The 25774-nt window shown below is 62.9% G+C and carries 22 protein-coding genes and 1 riboswitch; of the genes, 12 read left to right on the top strand and 10 right to left on the bottom strand.

The window, feature by feature from the left end; all coding sequences use genetic code 11:
• Positions 1–69: 69 nt before the first annotated feature.
• From FJ953_RS14405 to FJ953_RS14415, 3 genes are all read right to left on the bottom strand, one after another.
• Positions 70–1077 (bottom strand): substrate-binding domain-containing protein, encoded by a 1008-nt coding sequence (locus tag FJ953_RS14405; RefSeq protein ID WP_140565111.1) that lies wholly within the window; start codon positions 1075–1077, stop codon positions 70–72.
• A gap of 85 nt (positions 1078–1162) precedes the next feature.
• Entirely contained in the window at positions 1163–2068 is a 906-nt protein-coding gene (locus FJ953_RS14410; RefSeq protein ID WP_181171633.1) for a sugar phosphate isomerase/epimerase, read from the bottom strand.
• Between the two features lie 2 nt (positions 2069–2070).
• The gene (locus tag FJ953_RS14415; protein ID WP_140624597.1) at positions 2071–3102 is read right to left on the bottom strand and encodes a Gfo/Idh/MocA family oxidoreductase; all 1032 of its coding nucleotides are present in this window, start codon (positions 3100–3102) and stop codon (positions 2071–2073) included.
• 181 nt (positions 3103–3283) lie between these two features.
• Between FJ953_RS14415 and FJ953_RS14420 the strand changes: the two genes are divergently transcribed.
• The 7 genes from FJ953_RS14420 (at position 3284) to FJ953_RS14450 (ending at position 11272) form a co-directional block, all read left to right on the top strand.
• Positions 3284–4309, top strand: coding sequence for a LacI family DNA-binding transcriptional regulator (locus tag FJ953_RS14420; protein ID WP_140494255.1), 1026 nt, complete (start codon positions 3284–3286; stop codon positions 4307–4309).
• Positions 4310–4371: 62 nt separating this feature from the next.
• A riboswitch (cobalamin riboswitch) is annotated at positions 4372–4581 on the top strand.
• A 255-nt stretch (positions 4582–4836) separates the two neighbouring features.
• Positions 4837–5625: an ABC transporter ATP-binding protein gene (locus FJ953_RS14425; protein ID WP_140583805.1), complete on the top strand. Its 789-nt coding sequence runs from the start codon at positions 4837–4839 to the stop codon at positions 5623–5625.
• A gap of 45 nt (positions 5626–5670) precedes the next feature.
• Positions 5671–6618, top strand: coding sequence for an ABC transporter substrate-binding protein (locus FJ953_RS14430; RefSeq protein ID WP_140624598.1), 948 nt, complete (start codon positions 5671–5673; stop codon positions 6616–6618).
• Positions 6619–6626: 8 nt separating this feature from the next.
• Entirely contained in the window at positions 6627–7646 is a 1020-nt protein-coding gene (locus tag FJ953_RS14435) for an iron ABC transporter permease (RefSeq protein ID WP_181171632.1), read from the top strand.
• 128 nt (positions 7647–7774) lie between these two features.
• The gene (locus FJ953_RS14440) at positions 7775–8254 is read left to right on the top strand and encodes a MarR family winged helix-turn-helix transcriptional regulator (protein ID WP_140495025.1); all 480 of its coding nucleotides are present in this window, start codon (positions 7775–7777) and stop codon (positions 8252–8254) included.
• Positions 8251–9429 (top strand): HlyD family secretion protein, encoded by a 1179-nt coding sequence (locus FJ953_RS14445; RefSeq protein WP_140624599.1) that lies wholly within the window; start codon positions 8251–8253, stop codon positions 9427–9429. Before FJ953_RS14440 ends, FJ953_RS14445 begins: the two co-directional genes overlap by 4 nt.
• Before the next feature lie 310 nt (positions 9430–9739).
• Positions 9740–11272 carry a DHA2 family efflux MFS transporter permease subunit gene (locus FJ953_RS14450; protein ID WP_140494247.1) on the top strand — a complete coding sequence of 511 codons (1533 nt, stop codon included), beginning with the start codon at positions 9740–9742 and terminating at the stop codon, positions 11270–11272.
• A gap of 38 nt (positions 11273–11310) precedes the next feature.
• On the opposite strand, the gene FJ953_RS14455 is transcribed toward FJ953_RS14450, so the two are convergent.
• Positions 11311–11817, bottom strand: coding sequence for a CAP domain-containing protein (locus FJ953_RS14455; RefSeq protein ID WP_140521645.1), 507 nt, complete (start codon positions 11815–11817; stop codon positions 11311–11313).
• 329 nt (positions 11818–12146) lie between these two features.
• Here FJ953_RS14455 and FJ953_RS14460 point away from each other — a divergent pair, with 329 nt between their 5' ends.
• Complete coding sequence (locus tag FJ953_RS14460) at positions 12147–12971, top strand: DUF2189 domain-containing protein (protein WP_140515546.1); 825 nt, start codon at positions 12147–12149, stop codon at positions 12969–12971.
• A 22-nt stretch (positions 12972–12993) separates the two neighbouring features.
• On the opposite strand, the gene FJ953_RS14465 is transcribed toward FJ953_RS14460, so the two are convergent.
• From FJ953_RS14465 to FJ953_RS14475, 3 genes are all read right to left on the bottom strand, one after another.
• On the bottom strand, positions 12994–13626 hold the full coding sequence (locus FJ953_RS14465) for a LysE family translocator (RefSeq protein ID WP_140494241.1): 633 nt from the start codon (positions 13624–13626) through the stop codon (positions 12994–12996).
• A gap of 114 nt (positions 13627–13740) precedes the next feature.
• Positions 13741–15717, bottom strand: a complete 1977-nt coding sequence (locus tag FJ953_RS14470) for a TadE/TadG family type IV pilus assembly protein (RefSeq protein WP_181165124.1) — start codon at positions 15715–15717, stop codon at positions 13741–13743.
• 195 nt (positions 15718–15912) lie between these two features.
• On the bottom strand, positions 15913–17838 hold the full coding sequence (locus FJ953_RS14475) for a pilus assembly protein (protein WP_140624600.1): 1926 nt from the start codon (positions 17836–17838) through the stop codon (positions 15913–15915).
• 249 nt (positions 17839–18087) lie between these two features.
• Here FJ953_RS14475 and FJ953_RS14480 point away from each other — a divergent pair, with 249 nt between their 5' ends.
• Both FJ953_RS14480 and FJ953_RS14485 read left to right on the top strand, forming a co-directional pair.
• Complete coding sequence (locus tag FJ953_RS14480; RefSeq protein ID WP_140624763.1) at positions 18088–18948, top strand: TIGR01459 family HAD-type hydrolase; 861 nt, start codon at positions 18088–18090, stop codon at positions 18946–18948.
• Between the two features lie 6 nt (positions 18949–18954).
• Positions 18955–19935 (top strand): bifunctional riboflavin kinase/FAD synthetase, encoded by a 981-nt coding sequence (locus FJ953_RS14485; RefSeq protein ID WP_140624764.1) that lies wholly within the window; start codon positions 18955–18957, stop codon positions 19933–19935.
• A 116-nt stretch (positions 19936–20051) separates the two neighbouring features.
• Here the strand turns inward: FJ953_RS14485 and FJ953_RS14490 are convergent, their stop codons facing one another.
• Positions 20052–20606 (bottom strand): HdeD family acid-resistance protein, encoded by a 555-nt coding sequence (locus FJ953_RS14490; protein ID WP_140521651.1) that lies wholly within the window; start codon positions 20604–20606, stop codon positions 20052–20054.
• Positions 20607–20835: 229 nt separating this feature from the next.
• Here FJ953_RS14490 and FJ953_RS14495 point away from each other — a divergent pair, with 229 nt between their 5' ends.
• Complete coding sequence (locus tag FJ953_RS14495) at positions 20836–21606, top strand: MipA/OmpV family protein (protein WP_246674809.1); 771 nt, start codon at positions 20836–20838, stop codon at positions 21604–21606.
• 12 nt (positions 21607–21618) lie between these two features.
• On the opposite strand, the gene FJ953_RS14500 is transcribed toward FJ953_RS14495, so the two are convergent.
• Together FJ953_RS14500 and FJ953_RS14505 are read right to left on the bottom strand one after the other, a co-directional pair.
• Positions 21619–22053 carry an RES family NAD+ phosphorylase gene (locus tag FJ953_RS14500; RefSeq protein ID WP_140624602.1) on the bottom strand — a complete coding sequence of 145 codons (435 nt, stop codon included), beginning with the start codon at positions 22051–22053 and terminating at the stop codon, positions 21619–21621.
• 2 nt (positions 22054–22055) lie between these two features.
• Positions 22056–22499, bottom strand: coding sequence for an antitoxin Xre/MbcA/ParS toxin-binding domain-containing protein (locus FJ953_RS14505; RefSeq protein WP_140494231.1), 444 nt, complete (start codon positions 22497–22499; stop codon positions 22056–22058).
• A 296-nt stretch (positions 22500–22795) separates the two neighbouring features.
• Here FJ953_RS14505 and ileS point away from each other — a divergent pair, with 296 nt between their 5' ends.
• Positions 22796–25759 carry an isoleucine--tRNA ligase gene (gene ileS, locus FJ953_RS14510; protein WP_140624603.1) on the top strand — a complete coding sequence of 988 codons (2964 nt, stop codon included), beginning with the start codon at positions 22796–22798 and terminating at the stop codon, positions 25757–25759.
• The last annotated feature ends 15 nt before the right edge of the window (positions 25760–25774 follow it).

Below are 25774 nucleotides of genomic sequence, written 5' to 3' on the forward strand. Positions count from 1 at the left end.
TGTCGCATGCCGGGCCTCGCCGGCGGTCCCGCCGGCCGGGCCTGAGCCCCCGGCCGGCGGCTTGGGAGGTCAGCGCAGTGCCTGCTTGGCCAGTTCGGCGACGATCTTGTAATTCTCAGGCGTGACGAAGCCGGCGCCGGTATCGACATTCATCGGTGCCAGCCCCAGCACCACTTGCTGGCAGAGGCTGAGGATCGGCAGATAGCCCTGCATGAACGGCTGCTGATCGGCGGTCAGCTGCACCCAGCCGCCCTTGAAGGCCTCGACGATCTGCGGGCTGGTGTCGAAGCCGAAATTGAAGATGTCGCCCGGCTTCCGGCCCGCCGCCGTCATATAGGTCTGGACGTTGCCGAGCATCTGTCCGCCGGGGTAGCCGACGGCCTTTACGCCGGGGTTGTTGAGCAAGGCGGCGGTGATCACCGGGATCGCCAGATTCGGATCGGCCGCCCATTCGGTTGCGGAATTGATTTGAACGACATCGATGCCGGCCTCTTTCAAGGCGGAGACGGTTCCTCGCTCGCGGGCGCCGCGGCTCTCATTCTCGAACGGGCCGATCATGATTGCCTTGTCACCGGCCTTGAGCTTGGCCAGCTTGAAGGCTTCCGCGCCGAGCGCGCGGCCCTGCTGTTCCTGCTGCGCGCCGACATAGCCGCCGCCGAAGGCCGTCACCACCGTCGGCACCGGCACGTTCTGGTACATCATCTTGATGCCGTCCTTATGCGCTTGTTCGGCCAGCGGCATGATGGCGGCGTCGCCGGGGTGGCCCATCATGGCAATACCGTTGGGCTTGACGGCGACCGCCTCGCGCAGCTGCTGGACCATTTTTTCGATGTCCCAGCCTGAGAAGATGTAATCCACTTTCGGTCCGAGATCGGCCGCAGCCTGCTTGGCGCCATTGTAGACAATGGTGCCGAAAGCGTCGCCCTCGGCGCCGCCGACGAAGAAACGGATGTGGACGTCCTTGCACCATTGCGCGTCGAGCGCCTGTGCCGGCAAGGTGGAGATGGCGGCGGCGAGCGCCGTGGCGGTCGCCACCACGGTCGTGCGCAGAAGTGTCGTTCTCTTGGCGATGCTCATGCACGTTCCTCCCTTTTGTCCTCGCGAGCGAGGGTTTCGACATCTGCTTCGGCAATCCCGTCCGGCTCCTCCCGCCGGCCAATCCTCACGTCGGGTTCGGCAGGTAGCTCAGGCCTCCCCTGCATTGCTGGAGGTATTCCAGCGCGCGGACCTGGCCTGTCATTTCAAGATCGTCGCGATAGACCGGGTCGTGCCAACCTTCGATGTCGATGGCGCCCTTGTATCCGGCCAGCCGCAATTCGCTGATCACCCGCGTCCAGTCGCTGTCGCCGAAGCCGGGCGTGCGCATCTGCACGAAGGGCAGGCGGCCGAAGACGCCGTGCTCGCGTATGACATCCCAGCGCACCGTCGCGTCCTTGCCGTGGACATGGAAGATGCGATGCGCCCATTTGCGGATCTGCGGGATCGGGTCGATCAGATAGACCAACTGATGGCAGGGCTCCCATTCCAGACCCAGATTCTCATCCGGCAATTCGTTGAACATCAGTTCCCAGGCGTCCGGATTATGGGCGATGTTCCAGTCGCCGGCGGCCCAGTTGCCATCCATGGCGCAATTCTCGAAGGCGATGCGCACGCCCTTGTCGGCCGCGCGTTTGGCCAATTCGCCCCAGACTTCGCGGTAGCGCGGCAGGCTGTTGGTCAGCGGCTTGCCGCGGATGCGGCCGGTAAAACCGCTGACCAGATTGGTGCCGAACAGATGCGCGCTGTCGATCACCGTTTCCCAGGCCTTGAGCACGCCGCGGTCGGTGTCGCCGCTCTCGAGTGGATTGCCGAACACGCCGATCGAGCTGACGCTGACATCGGCATCGCCGATGGCGTCGCGGATCTCGCCTGCGAGCCGCCCTAGGTCCTTGCCGCCCAGCGTCTGCCAGAAGAAGGGCTGGACGCTCTCGAAACCGAGCGGCAGGATCTGCCTGATATAGGCGGCCGGATCTTCGAGATTGGCCCGCACCATGGTGCCGATCCTGATGTCGAGAAGCGGGTCCGCCATGGTCATCCTTCCTGCCTGGGGATTTCGATCCGGCGCCCGGTCTCGGCGCTTTCGATGGCCGCGAAAACCATGGCCAGGCTCTTGATATTGTCGGCGCCGCGCGTCTCCGGCTCGGTGCCGGTGTCCACGGCGCGGACGAAATCTTCCATGACGCCGAGATGCCCGCCGATGCGGTCGGCAGGGTCGAGCGGCGGCACCGCTACCGGCACGACCTTGTCGAGCAGGCCTTCGCGTTCCGGCAGCACGGCTTCGGCCTTCAACTCGTCATGCCCATCCCAGGTCAGGCTGCCGCGTTCGCCGACGATGCGCCAACTGCCTTCCCAACTGGTGCGGAAACCGTCGGCGCACCAACTGCCGCGATAGGTGAACATCTTGCCCTGGCCGAGCTCGAAGGTGGCGCTTGCGGACGATCCCTGCCGGTACCAGGAATTGGCCGGCTCCCATTCTCGACAATACACTTCGGTCGGCTCGCCATCGACCATGTAGCGGGCGGCGTCGAATGTATGGATCGCCATGTCGAGCAGCAGCACATGGCGCATGCCTTCGCGGAAACCGCCGAAATGCGGCGCAATGAAAAAATCGGCATGGATGCTGGTCGCAGCGCCGATGGCGCCGGAGCCGAGGAAGCGCCGGATGCGCCGGACGTTGGCGACGTAGCGGCGGTTCTGCACCACGGCATGGACGCGTCGCGCGCGCCGCGCATCGTCGATGATGGCGCGCGCATTGTCCGGGCTGTCGGCCAGCGGCTTTTCCGTCAACAGATGACAGCCATGGGCAAAGGCCGAATTCGCCACGGCGCGACGGGCGGCAGGCACGACCACGTCGAACACCGCATCGGGTCTGGTCTGGGAGAGAACGACGTCGAGATCGGTCCCGATCGCGACCCCGGCGAGGTCGTATTCGCGTGCCCGCTGGCGCGCCCTGTCGGCGTCGAGGTCGACGAGACCGACGATCTTGACGGCAGGGGATTGGCTGATGGCCTCGAGCCAGGTTTTGCTCATGGCTCCGCACCCGACCAGGACGACGTGCATCATCCAGCGCTCCTCCGGCCAACCCCTCCTGGCTGGCACCCACGGCAGTCCGTAAATGACTTCCGTAAACGTTTACGATGACACACCCGATGGCATATATTGTCAATCGGATTTGTACCGTCGGCTCTGAAACGCCTTGGCCGCACGACCGGCTGGTGCTAGCCAGAAGCAGGAGGGGGAGGTCTTGGCGTCCAGCATTCACGATCTTGCGCGGCACCTGAACATTTCGATCGGTACAGTCTCGCGCGCGCTTAACGGGCGCGCCGACGTGAACGCCGAGACACGCCAGCGCGTGCTCGAGGCGGCCCGGAAGCTCAATTATTCACCGAACCACTCGGGCAGGAACCTACGCCGCGGCACCACCCATGCCGTGGCTTTCATGCTGCAGCCGCATCCGGGCGACCAGCAGTATGGCGAGCCGTTCTTCATTCCGTTCCTCACCGGACTGCAAGCGACATTGGCCGAGTGCGGGCTGGATCTGATCATCGTCATGGGCGCGCCGGCGGATTATCAACAGGAGCGGCTGCGCCGCGTCGTCGAGACGCGTCGTGCCGATGCCGTCGTACTGGCCTGGACGCGGCGCGAGGACGATCGCATCGACTATCTGAGCAAGGCCGGCTTTCCCTTCGCGACGCTCGGCCGAAGCCGGTCCGGCGACGACAGCTATCCCTCTCTGGATCTGGATTTCGAGAAGGCGGGCGCCGATGCGGTCGACCGGCTGGTTGCGCGTGGCCACCGCCGCATCGCCGCCATCCGGCCGTCGCTTGACCTGAATTTCGGTTATCTGTTTCTGGAGGGTTATTGCAAGGCGCTGCGGCGGCACGGCATCGAAGTCGATCCCGGCCTGATTGTGGACGGTTTTATCAACGAAGCCGGTGGCTACGCGGTGACACCGCAAGTCATGCGGTCGAAGGATCCGCCGACCGCGATTATCTTCAACAACGACTCGATGGCGCTCGGCGGCTGCAAAGCGCTCGCCGAAATGGGGATAAAGCCCGGGCAGGATGTCGCGGTGATCGTCATCGTCGACACGCCGCTCTGCCGTTATTTCTCGCCGGCGCTGACCGGCTTTCGTCCGAGCCTTGACCCGATGGGGCGGCGGCTCGGCGAAATCCTGCTCGCCTCGCTCCCGGCTTTCGCCGGCGCGAAAGGGCCAGAGATCATTCGCGAGGTCTGGCCGCTGGAACTGGTGGCGCGCGATAGTGATTGACCACACGTTTGTATCGTTATAACAGAACATGCATCGACCTTGCCTCGACGCTGCCTGCATCCTAGGCTGCGACTCGTGATGGTCCCCGCGCCGCAAGGCGAGGGGTGAAAAGGGAACATGGTGAGGCCCGATTTTCGGGTCGAAGCCATGGCTGCCCCCGCAACTGTAAGCGGCGAGCAAAATCCGAGAAGCCACTGGCCGGCAAGGCTGGGAAGGCAGGATGGCGCAACGACCCGCGAGCCAGGAGACCTGCCATCTGCATGAGTTGACCGGACGGGGTGTGCCGGGAGGAGACGCAGGTTTCGGTCTTGTCGACCGGTTCAAGCCAGCTTCCTTCCGTCGCCATTTTGAAAGTGACGGAAGTTGGACGGCTCCATCGATCGCATACATCGCATTGCCATGCATCGCATCGTCGTGTGCACGCTTTGCCGCGATATCGCCACCGAGGTGAATTCAGGCCAGCGTCCGGCAGGACTGGCAAGCAAGACGCTGGCCCGTATTCCGGCAGGCCCTGCAAGGAATTGCCCATGACCGCGCCGCTTCTCGATGCCCGCGACCTGGCCGCAGCGGCGGATGGCCTGCATCTGGTGTATCCGGTCAGCCTTTCGGTGGCGGCGGGCGACCGTCTCGCCATCATCGGTCCCAACGGCGCCGGCAAGACGACATTGCTGCGCATGCTATCGGGCATGCTGAGGCCGAGTTCGGGCGAAGTGAAGCTAACCGGGCGCTTGCTGGACAGGATTTCGACCGCCGAGCGGGCGCTGCACATCGCCGTCGTCGGCCAGACCGATCAACCGGATCCACGGCTGGCGGTGATCGACTATGTCGAGCTCGGCCGGGTTCCGCATACCGGCCGCAGGCACAGGAGCGAGGAACGCGACATTGTCGTCGAGGCTCTGCGCCGGACCGGGCTGTTGCCGCTGCTTGGCCGCACCATCGGCTCGCTCTCGGGCGGCGAGCGCCAGCGCGCCCAGCTTGCCCGCGCCATCGCGCAGGAGCCGAAGATCCTGTTCCTCGACGAGCCGACCAACCATCTCGACCCGCGGGCGCGCAGCGAGTTGCTCGAACTGGTTGCAGGCCTCGGCATGACCGTGATCGCGGTGCTGCACGATCTGGCGCTGGTGACGCCTTTCGCCACCAGGGTCGCGGTGATGAGCCATGGCCGGTTGCATGTGCTGGCGCCGCCACGCGAAGCACTCACCCAGCAGCTGATCCGCGAGATCTTCGGTATCGACGTCTTTAGGTTGCGCCACCCGACGGAGGACCGCGAGCTGACGGTGTTCGAGGTTCCGAACCGTGCCGCGCCATCTTCGTGATCGAAGCCATTTCCGGCAGATCCTGTTCAACAAGGAGCAACATCCGTGAAACGCCTTGCCGTGTCTCTTGCCTTCTCCCTGCTCGGCTCTACGGCCTTCGCCTTTCCGGTGACGGTCGACAGCTGCGGCAAGCCGCTGACCTTCGACGCACCTCCAAAGCGTGCCGTCATTCACGATCTCAACATGGCCGAGATGGCCTTCGCACTGAAGCTGCAGCCGTCGATCGTCGGCCTGACCGGCATCACTGGATGGTACAAGGTCGGCCCCGAATTCAAGGCCGAACAGAGCTCGATCCCCGAACTGGCGCCCAAATATCCGACGCTGGAAAACCTGGTCGCTGTCGAGCCCGACTTCTTCTTCGCCGGCTGGTATTACGGCATGAAGCCGGGCGGCGAGGTGACGCCCGATACGCTGGCGCAACACGGCATCAAGACCCTGGTGCTGACGGAAAGCTGCGTCCATCTCGACAAGAACCGCCCCGCCGCTTCGATGGACCTGCTCTATGGCGATGTCGAGAAGCTGGGCAAGATCTTCGGCAAGGAGGCCGAAGCGGATAAGCTCGTCTCCGGCTGGAAGGCGCAGCTCGCCGAAATCACGGCCAAGGTCGGCGCCCGCAGGGGAACGCGCGTGTTCCTCTATGATTCCGGCGAGGACAAGCCGTTCACATCAGGCAAGTTCGCCATTCCCAACGCCATGATTTCCGCGGCCGGCGGCGACAACATCATGGCCGACATGGACACCAGCTGGGGCAACACGGATTGGGAGACGGTGGCCTCGCGCAATCCGCAATTCCTCATCCTGCTCGACTATCAGGATGGCGGCGGCTACCGGAAGCTGCTCGATTTCCTGAAAGCGCATCCGGCAATGAAGGAGACGGACGCGGTCAGGAACGAACGCTTCGCGGCGCTTCGCTATGCCGAACTGACACCCGGGCCGGCCAATATCGACGCGATCGGCAAGATTGCCAGGGCGATGCATCCGGAAGCGTTTTAACCGGGAACATGACTTTGCGGCACAAGGCATTCCTATTGGCCATGACGGCGGCGGCGTTGGCAATCGCCGCGTTCGCGCTGCTGTCGATCGCCTATGGCTCGACGATGATTCCGTTGGGCGACGTCGTTGCAGCACTTGGCCATGCGATCGGATTGAAGGGGCATGACGTGTCCGGCCCGGTCGGCAGGATCGTCGTCGACCTCAGATTGCCGCGCATAATCCTGGCCATCTGTGTCGGCGGCGGCCTGGGCGTGGTCGGCGCGCTGTTACAGACGGTGACGCGCAACGATCTTGCCGATCCGTTCCTGTTCGGCCTCTCGTCGGGAGCCGCCGCCGGCGCTGTCTCCGTCATCACCGTCTTCGGCGACAGTTTCGGGATCTGGACGCTACCGATCGCTGCGTTCACCGGCGGTATTCTGGCGGCTTGCGTTGTGCTTTTGCTGGTTGCGCGGGTGAGGGGACAAGGCCCCGAACGGCTGATCCTCGCCGGACTTGCGGTCTCCTTCATGTTCACCGCATTGACCAATTACCTGGTCTTTGCCGGTGACCAGCGCGCCGCCCATTCGGTGCTGTTCTGGACGATGGGCGGGCTCGGCCTGGCGCGGTGGGACAATATCTGGCTGGGTGCGCTTGGGGCCGGCACGATTGCGGCGTACGGGCTGTGGAATCATCGCCGGCTGGACGCTTTCCTGGCCGGCGAAAATGCCGCCGAAAGTCTTGGCGTGCCGGTGGCGCGAATGCGACGGACGACGTTTCTGGTCGCCGCTTTTTCGACCGCGATCCTGGTTTCGGTCGCCGGCGTCATCGGCTTCGTCGGCCTCATGATCCCGCATCTGTCGCGGCCGCTGGCTGGTCCGCTGCATCTGCGCCTGATCGTAAGTTGCGCGCTGTTCGGGGCGGTGCTGTTGCTGGCAAGCGACCTTCTGGCGCGCACATTGCTGCCGCCGCAGGAACTGCCGATCGGCATCATCACCAGCTCGCTCGGCGCCTTCTTCGTTGTCACCATGCTGATCCGCAACCGCTTGTAATGGGTGTCGCGGCGGCCGAAATCATCGGACGCAGCCATGATTGTGCTGCATGGCTGCCATGCACGTTTGCCGGCTTCTGGAACAATGCCGGACTTGAATGATAAGCACGCTTATTATATATGCCACTCATGGTTTCCGAAGGCGTAGACAGATTGGGATTTTTGATCCACGACGTGCAGCGGCTGATGCGAAAGCGCTTCGAAGCGCGCGCCAGCGGCCTTGGCCTGTCCTCGGCGCAATGGCGCCTGATGGTTCGCGTCGCCAAGGAAGCGGGCGTTTCGCAGGCGCGGCTTGCCGAACTGCTGGAAATCGAGCCGATCAGCGTCTCGCGGCTGGTCGACCGGATGGAGGAGGGCGGCTGGATCGAGCGCCGCTCCGACGCCGCCGACCGCCGCGTGCGCATGATCTTCCCAACTCCCAAGGCAAGTGCCGCGTATGCGGAGGTCAAGAGCCTCGCCGGCGAAGTCTATGAGGAGTCGCTGACCGGCGTTTCGCCGGACGATCGCCGCGTCCTGATCAGGGCATTGGATGCGATGGCACAGAATCTCGCGGATGGCGATTCACCGTCCTGCGACAAGGTCAAGAATACGGAAGGCGCAGCAGCATGAACGCGGTAGCCAAGGTCGACGAAAACGCCGCCAAAGTGGAAATGGAAGCGCCGCAGCAGCCGGCCGCGGCCCCTGTTACAATGACACCTCCGGCAGAGCCGGCGCCGGCGCCAAAGAAGAAGCGCCGTCTCGGCCGCTTCTTGTTGATGTTCGCCCTGCCGGCGGCGTTGGTCATTGGTGGCGGCTATGTCTGGGTCACTGGGGGGCGCTACCAGGAGACGGAGAACGCCAACCTGCAGCAGGCCAAGGTATCGATCGCCTCGGATACGGCGGGCCGCATCGTCCAGGTCGCCATCTCGGACAATCAGAGGGTGAAGCAAGGCGATCTTCTCTTCGCCATTGACCCCGAGCCTTACCGGATCGCACTTGCGCAGGCCGACGCGGCGGTGGCAGCGGCGCGGCTCAACGTCGAGCAGCTGCGTGCCGCCTACAGCCAGGCCATGGCGCAGGAGAAATCCGCCAGCAGCGAAGTTGCCTATGCCCAGTCGCAATACGACCGTGCCGCCGATCTCGCCCAGAAAGGTATCAACGCCAAGTCTTCGCTCGATGAGGCCAGGAACGATCTCGATAAGGCAAAGCAGCAGCTTGCCGTCGCCCAACAGGGCATCGTCAGCGCCAAGGCGGCGCTGGGCGGCAATCCCGATATCGAGACCGACAAACATCCGACCGTGATGTCGGCGCTCGCAGCGCGCGACAAGGCTGCCTACGACCTGGCGCAGACCACGGTGAAGGCGCCTGCCGATGGCGTCGTCTACCAGGCCGCGTCCTTCAAGGTCGGCCAGTATGTCGGCTCCGGCACGCCGCTGTTCTCGCTGGTCGAGACCGGCGATACCTGGATCGACGCCAATTTCAAGGAAACACAGCTGACCAATATGAAGCCGGGCCAGAAGGCAGAAATCGTGGTCGACACCTATCCGGGCAGGACCTTCGAAGCGACCGTCAAGGCTATCGGCGCCGGCACCGGAGCGGACTTCTCGCTTCTGCCCGCCCAGAACGCTACCGGCAACTGGGTCAAGGTCACCCAGCGCATTCCGGTCCGCCTGGAGCTGAGCGATCCCGACGCCAAGATGATGCTGCGCACAGGCATGAGCGCGGCCGTTACCGTCGACACGGGCGTGGCGCGCGGCCTGCCTGGCATTTTCGGCCACGCCACGGCTGGCGAGGTCGCGAAGTAAATCAGCGGAAGCCCGCGGGGATCATGCGGGTGGACGCACTGAGCAGGGGGATTGGTCTGATGGGAGGAGTTAAAGGGTCAGCCTTCGGGGCAAACCGCATCGCGGCTTGATCGAAAGCTGAAATCTTCGACACGGACCCGTCGGTCCTCATGTTTCCGGGCGGCAGGCATCCGCTCAATCGAGACTTTCGGTCGATGTAACCCCCACATCGATAATCGCGTCCCACCGCGATGAGGGTCTCTCAACGGAAGGCTTTGCCGCCCGGAAACCCTGTGTACACGTTTTTGTTACCGGCTGGAAGTTCCGCATCATGAGCACGCCAGAACCTTTCAAAGAAGTGCCGCATCGTGGCCTGATCACGGTTGCGCTCATGCTGGCGACGATCATGCAGGCGCTCGACACCACGATCGCCAACGTCGCGCTACCGACCATGACCGGCGATCTCGGCGCCTCGCCCGACAACATCAACTGGGTGCTGACCTCCTACATCGTGGCGGCGGCGATCATGACGCCGGTCACCGGCTGGCTTGCGGACCGTTTCGGCCGCAAGGAACTGTTCCTGACGGCGGTGGTCGGCTTCACCATCTTCTCGATGCTGTGCGGCCTGGCCTGGAGCCTTGAAACCATTGTGTTGTTCCGGCTCATGCAAGGCGTGTTCGGCGCCGCGATCGTGCCCCTGTCGCAGACCTTCCTGCTCGACATCAACCCGAAGGAACGCCACGGCCAGGCAATGGCCATCTGGGGCGCCGGCATTATGCTGGGGCCGATTCTGGGTCCCACGCTTGGTGGCTGGCTGACCGAGAATTTCAGCTGGCGCTGGGTGTTCTTTATCAACCTGCCGGTCGGCATCGTCGCCTTCCTCGGCATGGCCGCTTATCTGCCGGCCATTGCGCGGCGGGTGCGAAGCTTCGATTTCTTCGGCTTCGCCATGATATCGCTCGGCGTCGGCGCTCTGCAGCTGCTGCTCGATCGTGGTGGCGAGGTCGACTGGTTCTCGTCGGTCGAGATCTGGATCGAGCTTGGCCTTTCGATAACCGGCTTCTGGGTGTTCATCATCCACACGATGACCGCGGAGCATCCCTTCATCGACCCCAAGATCTTCCTCGACCGCAATTTCGTGACCGGGCTGGCGTTCATCTTCGTCATGGGCGTGCTCATCCTGGCGAGCATGTCGCTGCTGCCGCCGATGCTGTCGACCATCTTCGGCTATCCGACCATCACCATCGGCATCGTGATCGGGCCGCGCGGCGTGGGGACGATGATCTCGATGCTCGTCGTCGGCCGGCTCATGAGCAAGGTCGACGCCAGAATCCTCGTCGTCATCGGCTTCCTCCTGACCGCGCAGTCGCTCTACACGATGGCCGGCTTCTCGCCCCAGATGGACAACTGGCTGATCATCACTTCCGGCATCATCCAGGGCCTGGGAATGGGAATGGTATTCGTGCCGCTGTCGACGGTGGCCTTCGCCACGCTTGACGTGCGCTTCCGCACCGATGCCACGGCTTTGTTCAGCCTTGTGCGCAACCTCGGCTCGTCCATCGGCGTATCGGTCGTGACGGTGCTCATGGTGCGCAATACACAGATAAATCACGCCGAGCTTTCCACCTTTATCAATCCGTTCAACCCCAATCTGTGGGCGGTTTCGCCGGCGGCGGCCGGCGGCGACCAGATGGCATTGTCCCAGGTCGACAGGATGGTGAACATCCAGGCGATGATGATCTCTTACGTCAACGACTTCAAAATCCTGATGATAATGACGCTGGCCGCCATTCCGTTCGTGATCCTGCTGCGCAAGCCGAAGACGGCGCCGGCTGGCGGCGCGCCGGCGGCACATATGGATTGATATTCGCCGACGGCTGTCCGCTGCCGGCGATGGCTTTGCTACCTTCCGAGCACCAGGGCCCAGTAGCGGAGGCTGGGGTCGCGGCCGTCGCGGACATAGGCAAGCCCGAAACGGCTGAAGTCCGGATCGAGTATGTTGCGCCGGTGGCCGGTCGAATGCATCCAGATGTCGAACAGTTTCTGCTGGTCGAAGCGGCCTTCGGCGATGTTCTCGGCCGCAGCGCCGTGCACGCCATTGTCCTTCATGCGCGAGGCGAAATCCTTGCCCCAGCCGGTGGTGTGGCTCATGCGCGTCCGCGACGCCATGTAGCCGGCCTGCTGCAACGCCGCCTGTTCGAGCTGGGTGTCCGCGGTCAGCGGACTCCGCCCGGCCGCGGCGCGCAAGTTGGCCAGGGTGGCCGTGGCGGAGGAAGAGACACCTGCGCCCTCACCGGTGGGCACGGAAACGGTGCTGCAGGCGGCAAGCCCGGCTATGGCCGCAAGACCGATCAGCAAGGAGCGCCTTGTCCGGCGCGGTTCTGGAGGGAGGTCGATGACAATGCTCATTCCTACCTGCATAGTCGCGATCATGGCTTTTGACGGGCAAGCCGAAAAAACTGTCGAGGAAATTGATGCCTTGGCCTTCGCTGATCGCACCGCGCAGTCTTGAAGCGTTGCGTTCGGCCATCCAGCTCCGAATGGCCCATCATCCGAGAAATCCGATGCCGAAGATCGCGCGGCTTCTGCCGGGCAGCGATGACAATCCCGTGATGGCCTGTCCGGAACCATCGATTTGGCGACAGCCCCTGGCAAATCGGGTATGCTGTTACATCTACTAGTGGCAGCTACGGGCGGCCATCACGGTGGTGACCGCCCCCGACAACGGGAGGAAGCTTATGGCCAGCTTTCATGTCATGGCGGACGCGCGCGGAATGCATGTGCAGCCCACGGTGCGCCACATCACCACATCGGACCTCTGGGATGCGCTGCGGCTCGGCGCTGAGGATTTCTGGGCAAAACCGTCTCACTACGTTTTCCTGTGCCTGATCTATCCCATCGTCGGCCTGATCCTGACGCAGTGGACGTCTGGCTCCAACGCCATTCAGCTCGTCTATCCCTTGATGTCGGGTTTCGCCCTTGTCGGCCCTTTCGCCGCGCTCGGCCTCTACGAGATCAGCCGCCGGCGCGAGCTCGGCATGAACACCAACTGGCGACATGCCCTCGATGTCCGCCACTCGCCGGCGGTGCCTTCGATCGCGGTCATCGGCATCATGCTGTTCGTGCTGTTCCTGTTGTGGCTGTTCACCGCGCAGTCGATCTACACCAGCCTGTTCGGCGACCAGCCGCCGGCTTCGATCGGCGCCTTTGTCCGCGACGTGCTGACGACCAGCAAGGGCTGGACGTTGATCCTTCTCGGCAACGCCGCCGGCTTCGTTTTCGCCGTGATCGTGTTGGCCACCACTGTCGTCGCCTTCCCGCTGCTGCTCGACCGTGACGTCGGCGCCGTTTCGGCCATAGAAACCTCGGCGCGGGCGGTGATGGCAAATCCGCTGCAGATGGCTCTTTGGGGCCTGACGGTCGCGGTGCTGCTGGTGATCGGTTCGATCCCGCTGTTTGCCGGGCTCGCGGTCGTTATGCCTATCCTTGGCCATGCCACCTGGCACCTCTACCGCAAGGTGGTGGAACCGGAGCGGACCCAGCAGACAAGGCGGCCGATGTAGACCAACGCCGGGACCGCCGCCCTCAGCGCTGTGCGTCGGTCGCCATCTTCAGCGCCAGCGCCGTCAGCACCCCTCCCATCATCCAGCGCTGGATGACCAGCCACAAAGGCCGCCCGGCGAGAAACGCGGCGATCGAGCCGGCCGTCACCGCGATGATGGCATTCACGGTCAGGCTGATCGAAATCTGCGTCGCGCCGAGCACAAGAAGCTGAGACAGGACATGGCCTTTGCCAATGCTGATGAATTGCGGCAGCAGCGACAAATAGAGCACCGCCACCTTCGGATTGAGCAGATTGGTCATCAGGCCCATGGCGAACAGCTTGCGCGGCCCGTCTTTCGGCAGGTCGCGCACCTGGAATGGCGAGCGTCCGCCCGGCTTCACGGCCTGCCAGGCCAGCCACAGGAGATAGAGCACGCCGGCAAAGCGCAGCGCGTCATAGGCGAAGGGCACGGCCAGCAGCAGCGCCGTGATTCCGAATGCCGCCGACAGCACATAGAAGAGAAAACCGACGGCGACCCCGCCAAGCGAGATCAACCCGGCCTTCGGCCCTTGCGACAGGGAGCGCGAGATCAGGTAGATCATGTTTGGACCCGGCGTCAGCACCATGCCCAGGCAGACCAGCGCGAAGGCGAGGTGGTTGGCGGTATCGGGCATTGTTCGTCCCCAGGCGTGCCGCGATGGATGCGGTCCAGCGTGCAGCCATTATGTGCCCGTTGCGGCAGGCGCCCACAAGGGCTTGGCGGCGTCGGGCGTTGCGCCAGAGTTCGGTTAACCGACCACGCGCAGGTTCGACAATTCGTTGCCGATTTCCTTGAAATCGTTCGACAGGCTGGCGCCCGTCGCATTCCAGAACAGCTTGGCGGGTTTGCTCGGATCCGCCGGGTCCTTGCGGAAGCGCGAGTCCGACGAGCATGATTTCAGCGCATCGATGGCGTTCTTGTCGGTGGTCTTGGTCGTGGACAGGTCGAGAGCCACCGTCATCACCATGATGTCGGCCGCCTTGGCGTTGTTGCAAAGCGTCGTCATCTGCTCGTTGAGCGCGCTGGTGTAATTGCCGTTCGAATAGTCGAACTGGCCGATGGCGCTGGATGTACCCATGAACAGGCGCCCGACCGAGGTGCCGGCATAGCCGGGCTTGAGATAGCCGTAGGACGCGTAGGTCGACTTCGAATCGGCGGGGTCGGAATAACTGAGCGAGGAAGGCGTGTAATAGGTGTTGGCGCCGTCGGTCAGCACGATCACCACCTTGTCGTTGCCTTTTTCTGTTTCCGGGCGCCCCTGCGTGAACGGCTCGCCGCTCGAGACCACCCGCCAGCCCCAGCCCATGCCCTCGGGAACATTGGTGCCGCCATCCGGCTGCATCAGGTCGATCGCGGCTTTGATCGTAGCGAGCCCATCGGCGACGCTGACGTCGGTCAGCGGCGTGATCGGGTTGGTAGTGCAACTGTAGTTCGGGCCGTTGCCTGCGGGCAATACTGGTGCATCGATCGGCCGCGGCTGGAAATACTTGGTCATGTTGCGCAGCCGGGCTTGGCCGCTGCTGCTCGAAGGATCGTCGTTCCACCAGCTGTTGATGGCGCCGTAGGTCTTTGGCGCGGCTTCGTTGGGATCCTGCGTGATCTTCCAGTGATTGCCGGGTTCATCCGGGGCGAACATCGGCACGAACATCGTCGCCGGATCGCCCACGCCTATTCCGGTGTTGGCCGAGCCGCCGGACGGCGGGGCGTCGTTGACATTGTAGGGGTAGGGCCGGGCTTCGACACAGCCTTGCCAACTGGCGAATGGGCCGTAGGAATCGACATAGTCGTATGCGTCGTAACTGCGCTTGCAGGTATTGTTCCAGTTGTATTCAGCACAAACAACGTGCTTGCTGTTTTTAACACGCTCATGGCTGGTGACGACCTTCATGTCGCGGTAGAGCGAAAACCGGGTCAGCATCTGGCCTTCCTCGTCGCCCCAGCCGGTGCCGCGCTTGTACCAGATGCCGTTGGTCTGCTGGGCGTATTTGTTGGCGGCGTTCAGCGTCGACCAGTCGAAATTCTCGTTCGACACCGGCGACAGGCCCTCGGTGTCCATCCAGGACGCATTGCCGTTGCCAGGACCGACATTGACCGAGGCGGCAAAGGGTACGAGGCCGAACTGCACCGGCTTGTCGACCTGCTTGATCATCGCGGCCTGTTGGGCAAGCGTGTCGACCAACTGCTTCGCCGCGGTCTTGAGGAGATCGATGCGCTTCTGCCCCGAGCCGGTTCCGGGCGTGACCATCGATCCGGAATTGTCGAGGACCAGCGCCACTTCGAGCGTGTTCTTCAGCCGCACCTCCGAGCATGCGGTGAAGCCGATATTGGTGGCGCCGGTGCCGCCGAGCAGTATCTTCGCCGTTGGCAGGAAGTAAGGATTATAGGTCAAGGTGCCGCAAAGCTTCATTGTTCCGCCGCCAGCGGCGTTGCTGGGCAAAGTGAGGTTGAGCGTCGTGTTGGCGGCATCCACATCGTTCAGATTGGCGTTGAAGAAGTCGAGCGCATAGGCCCTCAGCTGGTCGTCGGTGGCGCCTTCCGTCACGCGGCGTGCCGTGGCGAAGTTGGCGGCGTCGAGCGCGTTCAACACCGTCTGCTTTTGGCGGTTCATTTCCGTGAAGTCGACCGCGAGCGCCAGCCCGCCCATCAGCGGGACCATCGCGAAGGCCGTCATGAGAGCATAGTTGCCGCGCCTGTCGCGGCGGAACTGACGCCAGATTTCATGCATGTCTTGCAGCGGCCCCCGCCGGCGGATTCTCGATCGACGCCAGCTTTCCACAAAACGCTGAAGGACGGGTTTGGGAAACCGCTCGATTGCTTGGTTCGCGCTTCACCAAGCACTAACCAATCTGGAGCGGCCCCCCGGTGCCTCCAAAAAACGACACCCCGCCGGATGCAGGGCGTCGACGTGGAATTCGTCGGATCAGCTGACGATGCGCAGGTTGGACAGCTCGTTGCCGATCGCCTTGAAATCGTCGGACAGCGTTGCGCCCGTCGAATTCCAGAACAGCTTCATCGGCTTGCTCGGATCGGTCTTGTCCTTGCTGAAGCGGGAATCCGAAGAACAGGCCTTCAGCGCATCCATCTGCGTTTTCTCCGCTGTCTTGGTGGCGTCCAGATCAAGCGCGATGGTCATGACCATGACCCCGGCGGCCTTGGCGTTGTTACACAGCGCAGTGAAATGCTCGTTCATCGCTTTGGTGTAGTTGGCGTTGCTGTAGTCGTCCTTGGTGACATCCGTTCCGAGGAACATGCGGCCGTAGCTGTAGCCGTTGCTGTAGGGGACGACGTAACCGAGAGCCGAATAGATCGCCTTGCTGCCAGCCAGGTCGTTACCGCCATAATTCCAATTGGTTCCAGAGTAGGTCTGCGCCGTCACCGAGGTCGGCGTGTAGTAGGTGTTGGCGCCGTCGGTCAGCACGATCAGTACCTTGTCGTTGCCTCTTTCCGTTTCGGGCCGGCCCTCGGTGAAGGGTGCCGTGCTGGAAAGGGTCCGCCAGCCCCAGGCCATGCCTTCCGGCACGTTGGTGGCGCCGTCGTCGGCCATGGCATCGATGGCGTTTTTGATCAAAGTTGCGCCGGCTGTCGTGGAAACATCGGTCAGTGGCGTGATTGCCGTCGTGCTGCAGCTTGTGTTCGGCCCGGCGTCCATGCCGTAGGCCGGCGTCACCTTGTTCACCCAGTCGAAATATTTTGGCATATAGCGCTGGCGTGCGGCATCGGACGCGGTTGAACTCACTGGGGCGTCGACATCCCAATTGTTATTGGCTGGCCTTGAAGAGCTATCGACGCGGTCGGTTTCGTCGGGCGCGAACATAGGCACGAAAAGCGTTGCAGGCAGTGTCGTCGATGCAGCTGTGTCCTGGATATTGTATGGATATGGGCGCGACTCGACGCAGCCACCCCAACTCGCGACCGGCGCATAGGTGAAGGTCGCGTTCGATGCACAAGTACCGTCCCAATTCTTGAGACTGCACGCTGAAATGCGTTTCATCTGTTTGTAGATCGAGAACCGGGTCAGTGGCTGGTCTTTCTGGCTCGCGTCCCAGCCGGTGCCTTTCGCGTACCAGATGCCGGCAATGTTCTCTGCGTATTTGGTCGATCCCCATGGAGATTTCATCTGGGTCATCGTGTTTGTCCAGTCGAAATTCTCATGATGGATCGGCGATATGCCGGTCGTGTCCATCCACGCCGCCGAGCCGTTGCCCGGACCGACATTCACCGAGGCGGCAAAGGGAACGAGGCTGAACTGGACCGGCTTGGTGACCTGCCTCATCTGCTGGGCCTGGCCGGCCAACTGGTCGACCAACTGCTTGGCGGCGCTCTTGAGAAGGTCGAACCGCACCTTGTTCGAGCCTTTGCCGAGCTCCTTCATCGAACCGGAATTATCAAGCACCAGCGACACTTCCAGCGTGTTCTTCAGGCGCACTTCGGAGCAGGTGCTGAAGCCGATATCGGTGCTGCCGACGCTGCCGCCCAGCAGTAGTTTAGCCGTCGGCTCGAAATAGGGCTTGTAGACCAAGGTCGCGCAGAGCTTCAGCGTCCCGCCGCCTGTGTTGTTGTTGGGCAGCGTCACGGCCAGCGTGGTGTTGGCCGGATCGATATGCGCGAGATTGGCTTCGAAGAAATTCTTGGCATAGGCCACCGCGTCGGCGTCGCTGGCGCCGGCAACGATCTGCTGGGCCGTGGCGAAGCCGGCCGCGTCCAAGGCGTTCAAGGCGTTTTGCCTTTGGCCCACCATTTCCGTATAGTCGACGGCGATCGCCACGGCGCCCATCAGCGGCACCATGGCGAGCACGGTCATCAGCGCATAATTGCCACGCCGGTCGCGTCCGAATCTTCGGATCATTGTCACAGCTGCCCCGCCAAATCGATAGTCAGTGGGGACGGTGTCATAAATCGTTAAATTTCAGGTTTCTGGAATATATCCAAGGTCAGCCTGCACTTTCAAAGCTCGTTAACCAACCAGTGAACGGTGGTGGATGCCGGTACAGGCGGGCGAAAGCTGGTGACAGGCTGGGCCGGTTCGGATAATTCCAACCGGCTGCGGCGAACCGTCGGCTGCGGCACCGCAACGATCATGACTGAAGGATACGGCATGGCGGCCTCGCCTGACATCATCGGTTCGCTCGAAGACGTGTCGAAGAACTATTCGGCCATTCTCTGCGATGTCTGGGGCGTGGTGCACAATGGCGAAAGGCATTTTCCCGCGGCTGCGTCGGCGCTGGCGGCTGCCCGTACGGCCGGCATTCCCGTTGTCCTGATCACCAATTCGCCGCGCCGCAGCGCCGACGTCGTGGCCCAGATGAACGTCATCGGCGTTCCCCCATCGGCCTACGACCGCGTGGTCACCTCGGGCGACGTGACCCGCGACCTGATCGTGGAAGGCCCGCGTAAGATCTTCCATGTCGGCGCCGAGCGAGACTTCACCCTCTATGACGGGCTCGACGTCGATCTCGTCGAGGAGTTCGAGGCATCCGGCGTCGTCTGCACCGGCCTGTTCGATGACGAAGTGGAGAAGCCCGAAGATTATGCGGAGCTGCTGCGGCGGTTGCGCGCCAGGAACCTGCCTTTCATCTGCGCCAACCCGGATATCATGGTCGAGCGCGGCGAACGTATCATCTGGTGCGCCGGCGCCCTGGCACGCGACTACGCGCAGCTCGGCGGCCGCACGCTGATAGCCGGAAAGCCTTATGCGCCCGTCTATGATGTGGCAATGAAGGAGGTGGCGGAGATCCTTGGCCGGCCGGTCGAGCGCCGCCAGGTGCTGGCCATCGGCGACGGCATGCTGACCGATATCAAGGGCGCCGCCGACAACGGTTTCGACGTTCTCTATGTCTCGGGCGGCATTCATGCCCGCGACTATGGCGATGCATCGCAGCCGGATCCGGCAAGGCTCGCCGCGTTTCTTGACAGGCACGGCTATCATCCAGTAGCCGTCATTCCCAGGCTGCGGTAGATGGCGATGGACGCTTTCCAGCACCTTTCGGCAACCGCGCCGCTGCCCGCCGATTTGCGCGGCGGCGTTGTCGCGATCGGCAATTTCGACGGTGTCCATCGCGGTCATCAGGCGGTGCTCGAACGGGCATTGGCGGAGGCGCGGCGGCGTGGCGTGCCGGCGCTGGTGCTGACTTTCGAACCGCACCCGCGAAAGATATTCAGGCCCGAGATACCGCTGTTCGTGCTGACGCCGCCGCCGATGAAGGCGCGGCTCCTGTCGCTGCTGGGCTTTGCCGCGCTCGTCGAACAGCCTTTCACGCGCGACTTCGCCTCGCTATCGGCGGAAGCCTTCGTGACCGACGTGCTTGAGAGAACGCTTGGCATCACCCATGCCGTGACCGGCTTCGATTTCCATTTCGGCAAGGACCGCCAGGGCGGGCCGGCCTATCTGATGGCGGCTGGCGAGCGCCATGGCTTCGGCGTCACGCTGGTCGATGCATTTCGGGACGAAAGCGCCGAGGTGGTTTCATCGAGCCGCATCCGCGCCTTGCTGTGCGAAGGCGCGGTGGCCGAGGCCGCCGGCCTGCTCGGCTATCGCTTCACGGTGGAGAGCGAAGTCGTGGGCGGCCAGAAACTGGGGCGAACGCTCGGCTTTCCGACCGCCAACATGAGGCTTCCCGCCGAGGCCACCCTCAGGGAAGGCATCTTTGCCGTTCGCTTTCGCCGCGCCGACGGAAGGCTGCATGATGGCGTTGCCAGCTTTGGCCGCCGTCCGACCGTCGACGATGATGGCGCGCCGCTTCTGGAAACCTTCATATTCGATTTTTCCGGTGACCTCTATGGCGAGATCTGCCAGGTGTCGTTCTTCGGTTACCTGCGCAGCGAGGTCAAGTTCGACGGGCTTGATGCGCTGGTCGCGCAGATGAAGCGCGACGAGGCCGAGGCGAGAGCACTGCTGGCCGGCGTCAAGCCGCTTTCGCAACTCGACGCGGCCATGGCTTTTTGAAGCATGGTCCCGAAAAGTGGAGTGCGGTTTTCGGGCAAGATCATGCTTTAACAAAATGAGCATGATCCCGAAAAGTGGCGCCCGGTTTTCGGGTTAGATCATGCTCGAATCAGACGTTACTTTTTCAGCGCCAGACCGACGGCGATGAAGGTCCAACCCTGGAAGATCAGGTCGATTGCCAGGAACAGGCCGAGCACCCATACGCTGTTGACCGGCCAGCCCATGGCTATGATCAACCCGGCGATCACGCTGATGGCGCCGGCCGCGACGATCCAGCCCCAGCCGCGCTCAGGCCGGTGGCTGTAGCCGACCCAGGCGCGCAGCACGCCGGAAGCGACAAGCGCGACGGCCAGCAAGAAGGTCAGCACCGCCGAGGCCAGCAGCGGGTTGTCGAAGGCGAAAAAGCCCGCGACCGCGTAGAGCAATCCGCTGAGCAGCCAGTAGAAGAAGCGGCCCCACGTCTTGACCCCGAAGGCATGCATGATCTCGATGATGCCGGCCACCAGCATCAGCCACCCCACGACATAGACGGAAGCCACCGTGGCGATGAAGAGGTTGCCAAAGGCAATGCCGCCGAGGATCAGCAGCAACACGCCCAGACCAACAAACCACCCCCACTTTCCTCGCGTCTGTCCGATCGCGTTCTTCAGTGCATCGCCGTGCAAGGTCATGTCGCCATCTCCATCGAGGACCGCCAGCAGGGGATGAAGTTACCCTTGGTGCCGACCCGCGTCCAGCCGACGGCGGCCGGATGGTGCAAGCAATGCGAGCCGGACGTCTCGACCTTAAATCAAATTTTACCAAAGCCTCTTCAAAGCTGTGACCGAAAGACAATCGTATTGTGTTAATGGGGTAGCCATGAGTCCGGTCGGGAAAATTTCTGCAGCCTTGGCTACCGTCATGCTGGCTACCTCGGGTGCGGCCGATGCCGGCGAGGGCGCCTTCGGCTGGCTGTCCGGCGATTGGTATCTGACGGTCGGCGCCACCGGCATGGTGGCGCCCAATTTCGAGGGCGGCAAGAAGTACCTGCTCAGCGCCTCGCCGATCATCTCCTTGGGCAAGGCTGGCCCGGCGGCCCGCTTCACCTCACGCAACGACAACATTTCGCTGGCGCTGGTCGATGACGGCGGCGTTCGCGCCGGCCTGACCGGCAAGTTCCTGTTCTCGCGCGACGATGGCGATGCCGACGAGTTGAAGGGCCTCGATCCGGTCCGCTGGGGCGGCGAGGTGGGCGGCTTCTTCGAATTCTATCCGACGGACTGGCTACGTGCGCGTGCCGAGCTGCGGCACGGCATCCGCGCCCATAACGGCTTCGTCGCCGACATCGCCGCCGACGCCTTTTACGATGTGACGCCAACCGTCAGGATCTCTGGCGGGCCGCGCGTCTCGTTCGCCTCCGCCAAATATTTCGACGCCTATTACGGCGTCGACGCGCAGGAAGCCGTGGCCTCGGGGTTGAACCAGTATAATCCCGGCGGCGGCCTGAAATCGGTCGGCCTTGGCGGTGCGGTGACCTGGAAGGTGACCGACCCGATGACCGCCAGCCTGTTCGGCGAATATTCACGCCTTGAGGGCCCGGCCGCCGATTCCAGCCTGGTCAAGGAGCGCGGCGACCGCAACCAGTTCATGATCGGCGTATCGACGACCTATCGCTTCGATTTCAAGATGTAGCCGGTATCGGCCTTATTCCAGCAATCGCGTATCGATCTGATGACTTGTGGTGCCGACGATGGCGATGCCTTCGCGTTCCAGCAAGGCGGGATTGAGAACATAGTTTCTGGCGAAGGGAACGATCATGCAAGGCACTTCCATGACCGAATGGCTGGCGGCACTGACAAAATCGCTGCCAATCTCGCGTGTCTTGGCCGGATTGTCTTTCCAGCCCTCGGGCAGATCGGGGATGGCAATGGAGACGCCGTCAGGCACTTCGATTTCCAGGAGCTGGAACGTGGGCGGCAAATCTTCCGCGTCGACATGAACGAGGATTTCAAGAAGCGCGGTGGCAGGATGATCCGCGCAGTACACAATGGCGGTGCCCTTGATGTTCCAACGGCCGGCGCTGAGCATGCCGCCCCGGCCAGACAGGTCGGCGAAGTTGGAGATACGCCATAGACGCATCGTCAGGCGAAAATGCCATAGTCGATGCGATGCAGTTCCTCTTCCACCAGGGAAGCACCGGTTTCCGACTGCAGGAGCGTAATAGGCGCTTCGTTGAGCACCCGGCTGCGTTTGCGCAACCAACGTTGCGCTTTTTCGTGGTCGCCGAAAACACGATCCGCCATTGTGGAAATGCGCTCGATGCGCATGACGCGATCGGACTCGGCAATACTCAGTTTCTCATTGCGTTCTTTCCTGCGCGCCAAAGTGCGCCGCGATCCTACGATTTTGTAGATTTCGTCATTGCTGAACCCACGGTGGCGGAGTTCTTCCACCTTGGTGAAGCTGACCAGGAATTGCCCCGTTGCGGCATCCCGGACCAAGCCATCCTGCGCACGCTCGACCTTCTCCTTACGGGCGGCCCGTCTGGCAGCCGGCACGTGGACCTTGCGATGCGGATTGGACATGACGCGCCTCCGGTGCCATTTGCCCAAACATATATGCGCAATTGGCACAAGCGGCAAGGCGAGTGCCTTGGAGTTCGGGCTTTCCAAGCTGGCCCACCTCGTTTAAAAGCGCGGCCATGACAGTGGTCTCGCGTTCCGTCGCGATTACGATACGAATTACCAGCCCGGTGTTCCGGACGGCCTGAGAGCTGTCGGAGCCGCCGGGAATCTTGCGCGCGACCCCTCGCGCTTTTTCCAGATCATGATAGTTCAGGCCCGAGCTCCCTTGCCGCCGGGCAATCCACAATGGCAGATCAATGACCGATACAGCTGAAACGATCGACTATTCCAAGACGCTTTACCTGCCGCAGACGGACTTCCCGATGCGTGCCGGTTTGCCCGAGAAGGAGCCGGTGCTGGTCCAGCGCTGGCAGGAGATGGATCTCTACCGCAAGTTGCGCAAGGCCTCCGCCGGTCGCCCGAAATACGTGCTGCATGACGGCCCGCCTTATGCCAACGGCAACATCCACATCGGCCATGCGCTGAACAAGATCCTCAAGGACGTCATCAACCGCTCCTTCCAGATGCGCGGCTGCGACGCCAATTACGTGCCCGGCTGGGACTGCCACGGCCTGCCGATCGAATGGAAGATCGAGGAGCAGTACCGCGCCAAGGGCAAGAACAAGGATGAGGTGCCGGTCAACGAGTTCCGCAAGGAATGCCGGGATTTCGCCGCTCACTGGATCGGCGTTCAGGGGGCGGAATTCCAGCGCCTTGGCGTCATCGGCGACTTCAAGAACCCGTATACGACCATGGCCTTCCACGCCGAGGCGCGTATCGCCGGCGAACTGTTGAAATTCGCCATGTCGGGCCAGCTCTATCGCGGCTCCAAGCCGGTGATGTGGAGTGTCGTCGAGCGCACCGCGCTCGCCGAGGCCGAGATCGAATACCAGGACTACGAGTCGGATACGATCTGGGCGAAGTTCCCGGTCGCCAGTCTGGTGCGCCCCGTGGCTGACGGAGAGGCCGCACTGACCGAGGGCGCTCTCGATCTGCTGCAGGCCCATGTCGTCATCTGGACGACGACGCCTTGGACGATCCCCGGCAACCGTGCCGTCAACTATTCGCCGCGCATCGACTACGGTCTCTACGAGGTCACGGCAGCCGAGAACGCCTTCGGCCCGCAGCCGGGCGAAAAGCTGATCTTTGCCGATACGCTGGCCGAAGAGGCTTCGGTCAAGGCCAAAGTCACCTTGAATCGTCTTCGCAGCGTGTCGGCGCAAGAGCTTGGAAGTCTTACGCTTTCGCATCCCTTCAAGGGTCTTGGCGGCGGTTACGAGTTTCCGGTGCCCATGCTTGCCGGCGACCATGTCACCGATGATGCGGGCACCGGGTTCGTTCACACGGCGCCGGGCCATGGTCGCGAGGATTTCGACGCCTGGATGGACGCGGCCCCGGACCTGCGCGCGCGCGGCGTCGACACCGCGATCCCGTTCACCGTCGACGATGCCGGCTTTTTCACCAAGGACGCGCCGGGCTTCGGTCCGGATCGTGAGGGTGGCGCGGCGCGCGTTCTTGACGACAACGGCAAGAAGGGCAATGCCAACCAAGCGGTCATCGATGAGCTGATCAAGCGCAACGCGTTGTTCGCGCGCGGTCGGCTGAAACACTCCTATCCGCATTCCTGGCGGTCGAAGAAACCGGTCATCTTCCGCAACACGCCGCAATGGTTCGTCCACATGGACAAGGACCTCGGCGACGGCACGACGCTGCGCAGCCGTGCGCTGAAGGCGATCGACGACACCCGTTTCGTGCCAGGGGCGGGGCAGAACCGCATCCGCGCCATGATCGAGGAACGGCCCGACTGGGTTCTGTCGCGCCAGCGCGCCTGGGGCGTGCCGATCGCGGTCTTCGCCGACGCCGACGGCAATGTGCTCCAGGACGAGGCGGTCAACCAGCGCATCATGGACGCTTTCGAGAAAGAAGGCGCCGATGCCTGGTTCGCCGCCGGTGCCAAGGACCGTTTCCTCGGCAATCACGATGCCTCCAGATGGAAGCAGGTGACGGACATCCTCGACGTCTGGTTCGATTCAGGCTCGACCCACGTTTTCACGCTGGAGGATCGTCCGGACCTCAAATGGCCGGCCGATGTCTATCTCGAAGGCTCCGACCAGCATCGCGGCTGGTTTCACTCCTCGTTGCTCGAAAGCTGCGGCACCAGGGGCAGGGCGCCTTACAACACCGTCGTCACCCATGGTTTCACCATGGACGAGGACGGCCGCAAGATGTCGAAGTCACTCGGCAACACCGTCGTCCCGCAGGACGTGATCAAGCAGTCCGGCGCGGACATCCTGCGCCTGTGGGTGGTGACGACCGACTATTGGGAAGACCAGCGCCTCGGCAAGAACGTGCTGCAAACCAACATCGACGCCTACCGCAAGCTGCGCAACACCATCCGCTGGATGCTGGGCACGCTCGCCCACGACGATGGCGAGGAGGTGCCGCTGGAAGGGATGCCGGAGCTGGAACGGCTGATGCTGCATCGCCTCGCCGAACTCGATGAGGTGGTGCGCCAGGGCTACGATGCCTTCGAGTTCAAGCGCATCACCCGTGCGCTCCTCGATTTCATGGTGGTCGAGTTGTCGGCCTTCTATTTCGATATTCGCAAGGACGCGCTCTACTGCGATGCGCCGTCGAGCGCGAAGCGCAAGGCCTCGGTGCAGGTGGTGCGCCACCTTTTCGACTGCCTGGTAAGATGGCTGGCGCCGATGCTGCCCTTCACCATGGAAGAGGCCTGGCTCGACCGCCATCCCGATGCCGTCTCGGTACATCTCGACCAGTTCCCGGCGATCCCGGAAAACTGGAAGAACGAGGCGCTGGCGGAGAAATGGCGTAAGGTGCGGCAGGTGCGCCGCGTCGTCACCGGTGCGCTGGAAATCGCGCGTGCCCAGAAGGTGATCGGCTCGTCGCTGGAAGCGGTTCCCGTCGTCACCATCGACGATGCGGCGCTCGAGGCGGCGATATCGGATGTCGACATGGCCGAAATGGCGATCACCAGCGATCTCATCATCGCCCATGGCGAGGTGCAACAAGGCGCCTTCACGCTCGAAGACGTCAAGGGCGTCGCCGTGGTGATCGAAAAGGCCGAGGACCGCGGCCTGGTCAAATGCGCGCGGTCGTGGCGTTACACCGCCGATGTCGGGCAGGATCCTGCCTTTCCCGATGTCTCGGCGCGCGACGCCGCCGTGCTGCATGAGCTTAGGGCGCTCGGCCGGCTTTGAAGGCCAGGCATATCG

The organism is Mesorhizobium sp. B2-3-6 (assembly GCF_006442305.1).
Taxonomy (GTDB): domain Bacteria; phylum Pseudomonadota; class Alphaproteobacteria; order Rhizobiales; family Rhizobiaceae; genus Mesorhizobium.

Coding starts and splice junctions, on each gene's coding strand:
- FJ953_RS14405 (WP_140565111.1), bottom strand. CDS start 1,077: ATGAGCATCGCCAAGAGAACGACACTTCTGCGCACGACCGTGGTGGCG.
- FJ953_RS14410 (WP_181171633.1), bottom strand. CDS start 2,068: ATGGCGGACCCGCTTCTCGACATCAGGATCGGCACCATGGTGCGGGCC.
- FJ953_RS14415 (WP_140624597.1), bottom strand. CDS start 3,102: ATGATGCACGTCGTCCTGGTCGGGTGCGGAGCCATGAGCAAAACCTGG.
- FJ953_RS14425 (WP_140583805.1), top strand. CDS start 4,837: ATGACCGCGCCGCTTCTCGATGCCCGCGACCTGGCCGCAGCGGCGGAT.
- FJ953_RS14435 (WP_181171632.1), top strand. CDS start 6,627: ATGACTTTGCGGCACAAGGCATTCCTATTGGCCATGACGGCGGCGGCG.
- FJ953_RS14440 (WP_140495025.1), top strand. CDS start 7,775: ATGGTTTCCGAAGGCGTAGACAGATTGGGATTTTTGATCCACGACGTG.
- FJ953_RS14445 (WP_140624599.1), top strand. CDS start 8,251: ATGAACGCGGTAGCCAAGGTCGACGAAAACGCCGCCAAAGTGGAAATG.
- FJ953_RS14450 (WP_140494247.1), top strand. CDS start 9,740: ATGAGCACGCCAGAACCTTTCAAAGAAGTGCCGCATCGTGGCCTGATC.
- FJ953_RS14455 (WP_140521645.1), bottom strand. CDS start 11,817: ATGAGCATTGTCATCGACCTCCCTCCAGAACCGCGCCGGACAAGGCGC.
- FJ953_RS14460 (WP_140515546.1), top strand. CDS start 12,147: ATGGCCAGCTTTCATGTCATGGCGGACGCGCGCGGAATGCATGTGCAG.
- FJ953_RS14465 (WP_140494241.1), bottom strand. CDS start 13,626: ATGCCCGATACCGCCAACCACCTCGCCTTCGCGCTGGTCTGCCTGGGC.
- FJ953_RS14470 (WP_181165124.1), bottom strand. CDS start 15,717: ATGCATGAAATCTGGCGTCAGTTCCGCCGCGACAGGCGCGGCAACTAT.
- FJ953_RS14475 (WP_140624600.1), bottom strand. CDS start 17,838: ATGATCCGAAGATTCGGACGCGACCGGCGTGGCAATTATGCGCTGATG.
- FJ953_RS14480 (WP_140624763.1), top strand. CDS start 18,088: ATGGCGGCCTCGCCTGACATCATCGGTTCGCTCGAAGACGTGTCGAAG.
- FJ953_RS14485 (WP_140624764.1), top strand. CDS start 18,955: ATGGACGCTTTCCAGCACCTTTCGGCAACCGCGCCGCTGCCCGCCGAT.
- FJ953_RS14490 (WP_140521651.1), bottom strand. CDS start 20,606: ATGACCTTGCACGGCGATGCACTGAAGAACGCGATCGGACAGACGCGA.
- FJ953_RS14495 (WP_246674809.1), top strand. CDS start 20,836: ATGCTGGCTACCTCGGGTGCGGCCGATGCCGGCGAGGGCGCCTTCGGC.
- FJ953_RS14500 (WP_140624602.1), bottom strand. CDS start 22,053: ATGCGTCTATGGCGTATCTCCAACTTCGCCGACCTGTCTGGCCGGGGC.
- FJ953_RS14505 (WP_140494231.1), bottom strand. CDS start 22,499: ATGTCCAATCCGCATCGCAAGGTCCACGTGCCGGCTGCCAGACGGGCC.
- ileS (WP_140624603.1), top strand. CDS start 22,796: ATGACCGATACAGCTGAAACGATCGACTATTCCAAGACGCTTTACCTG.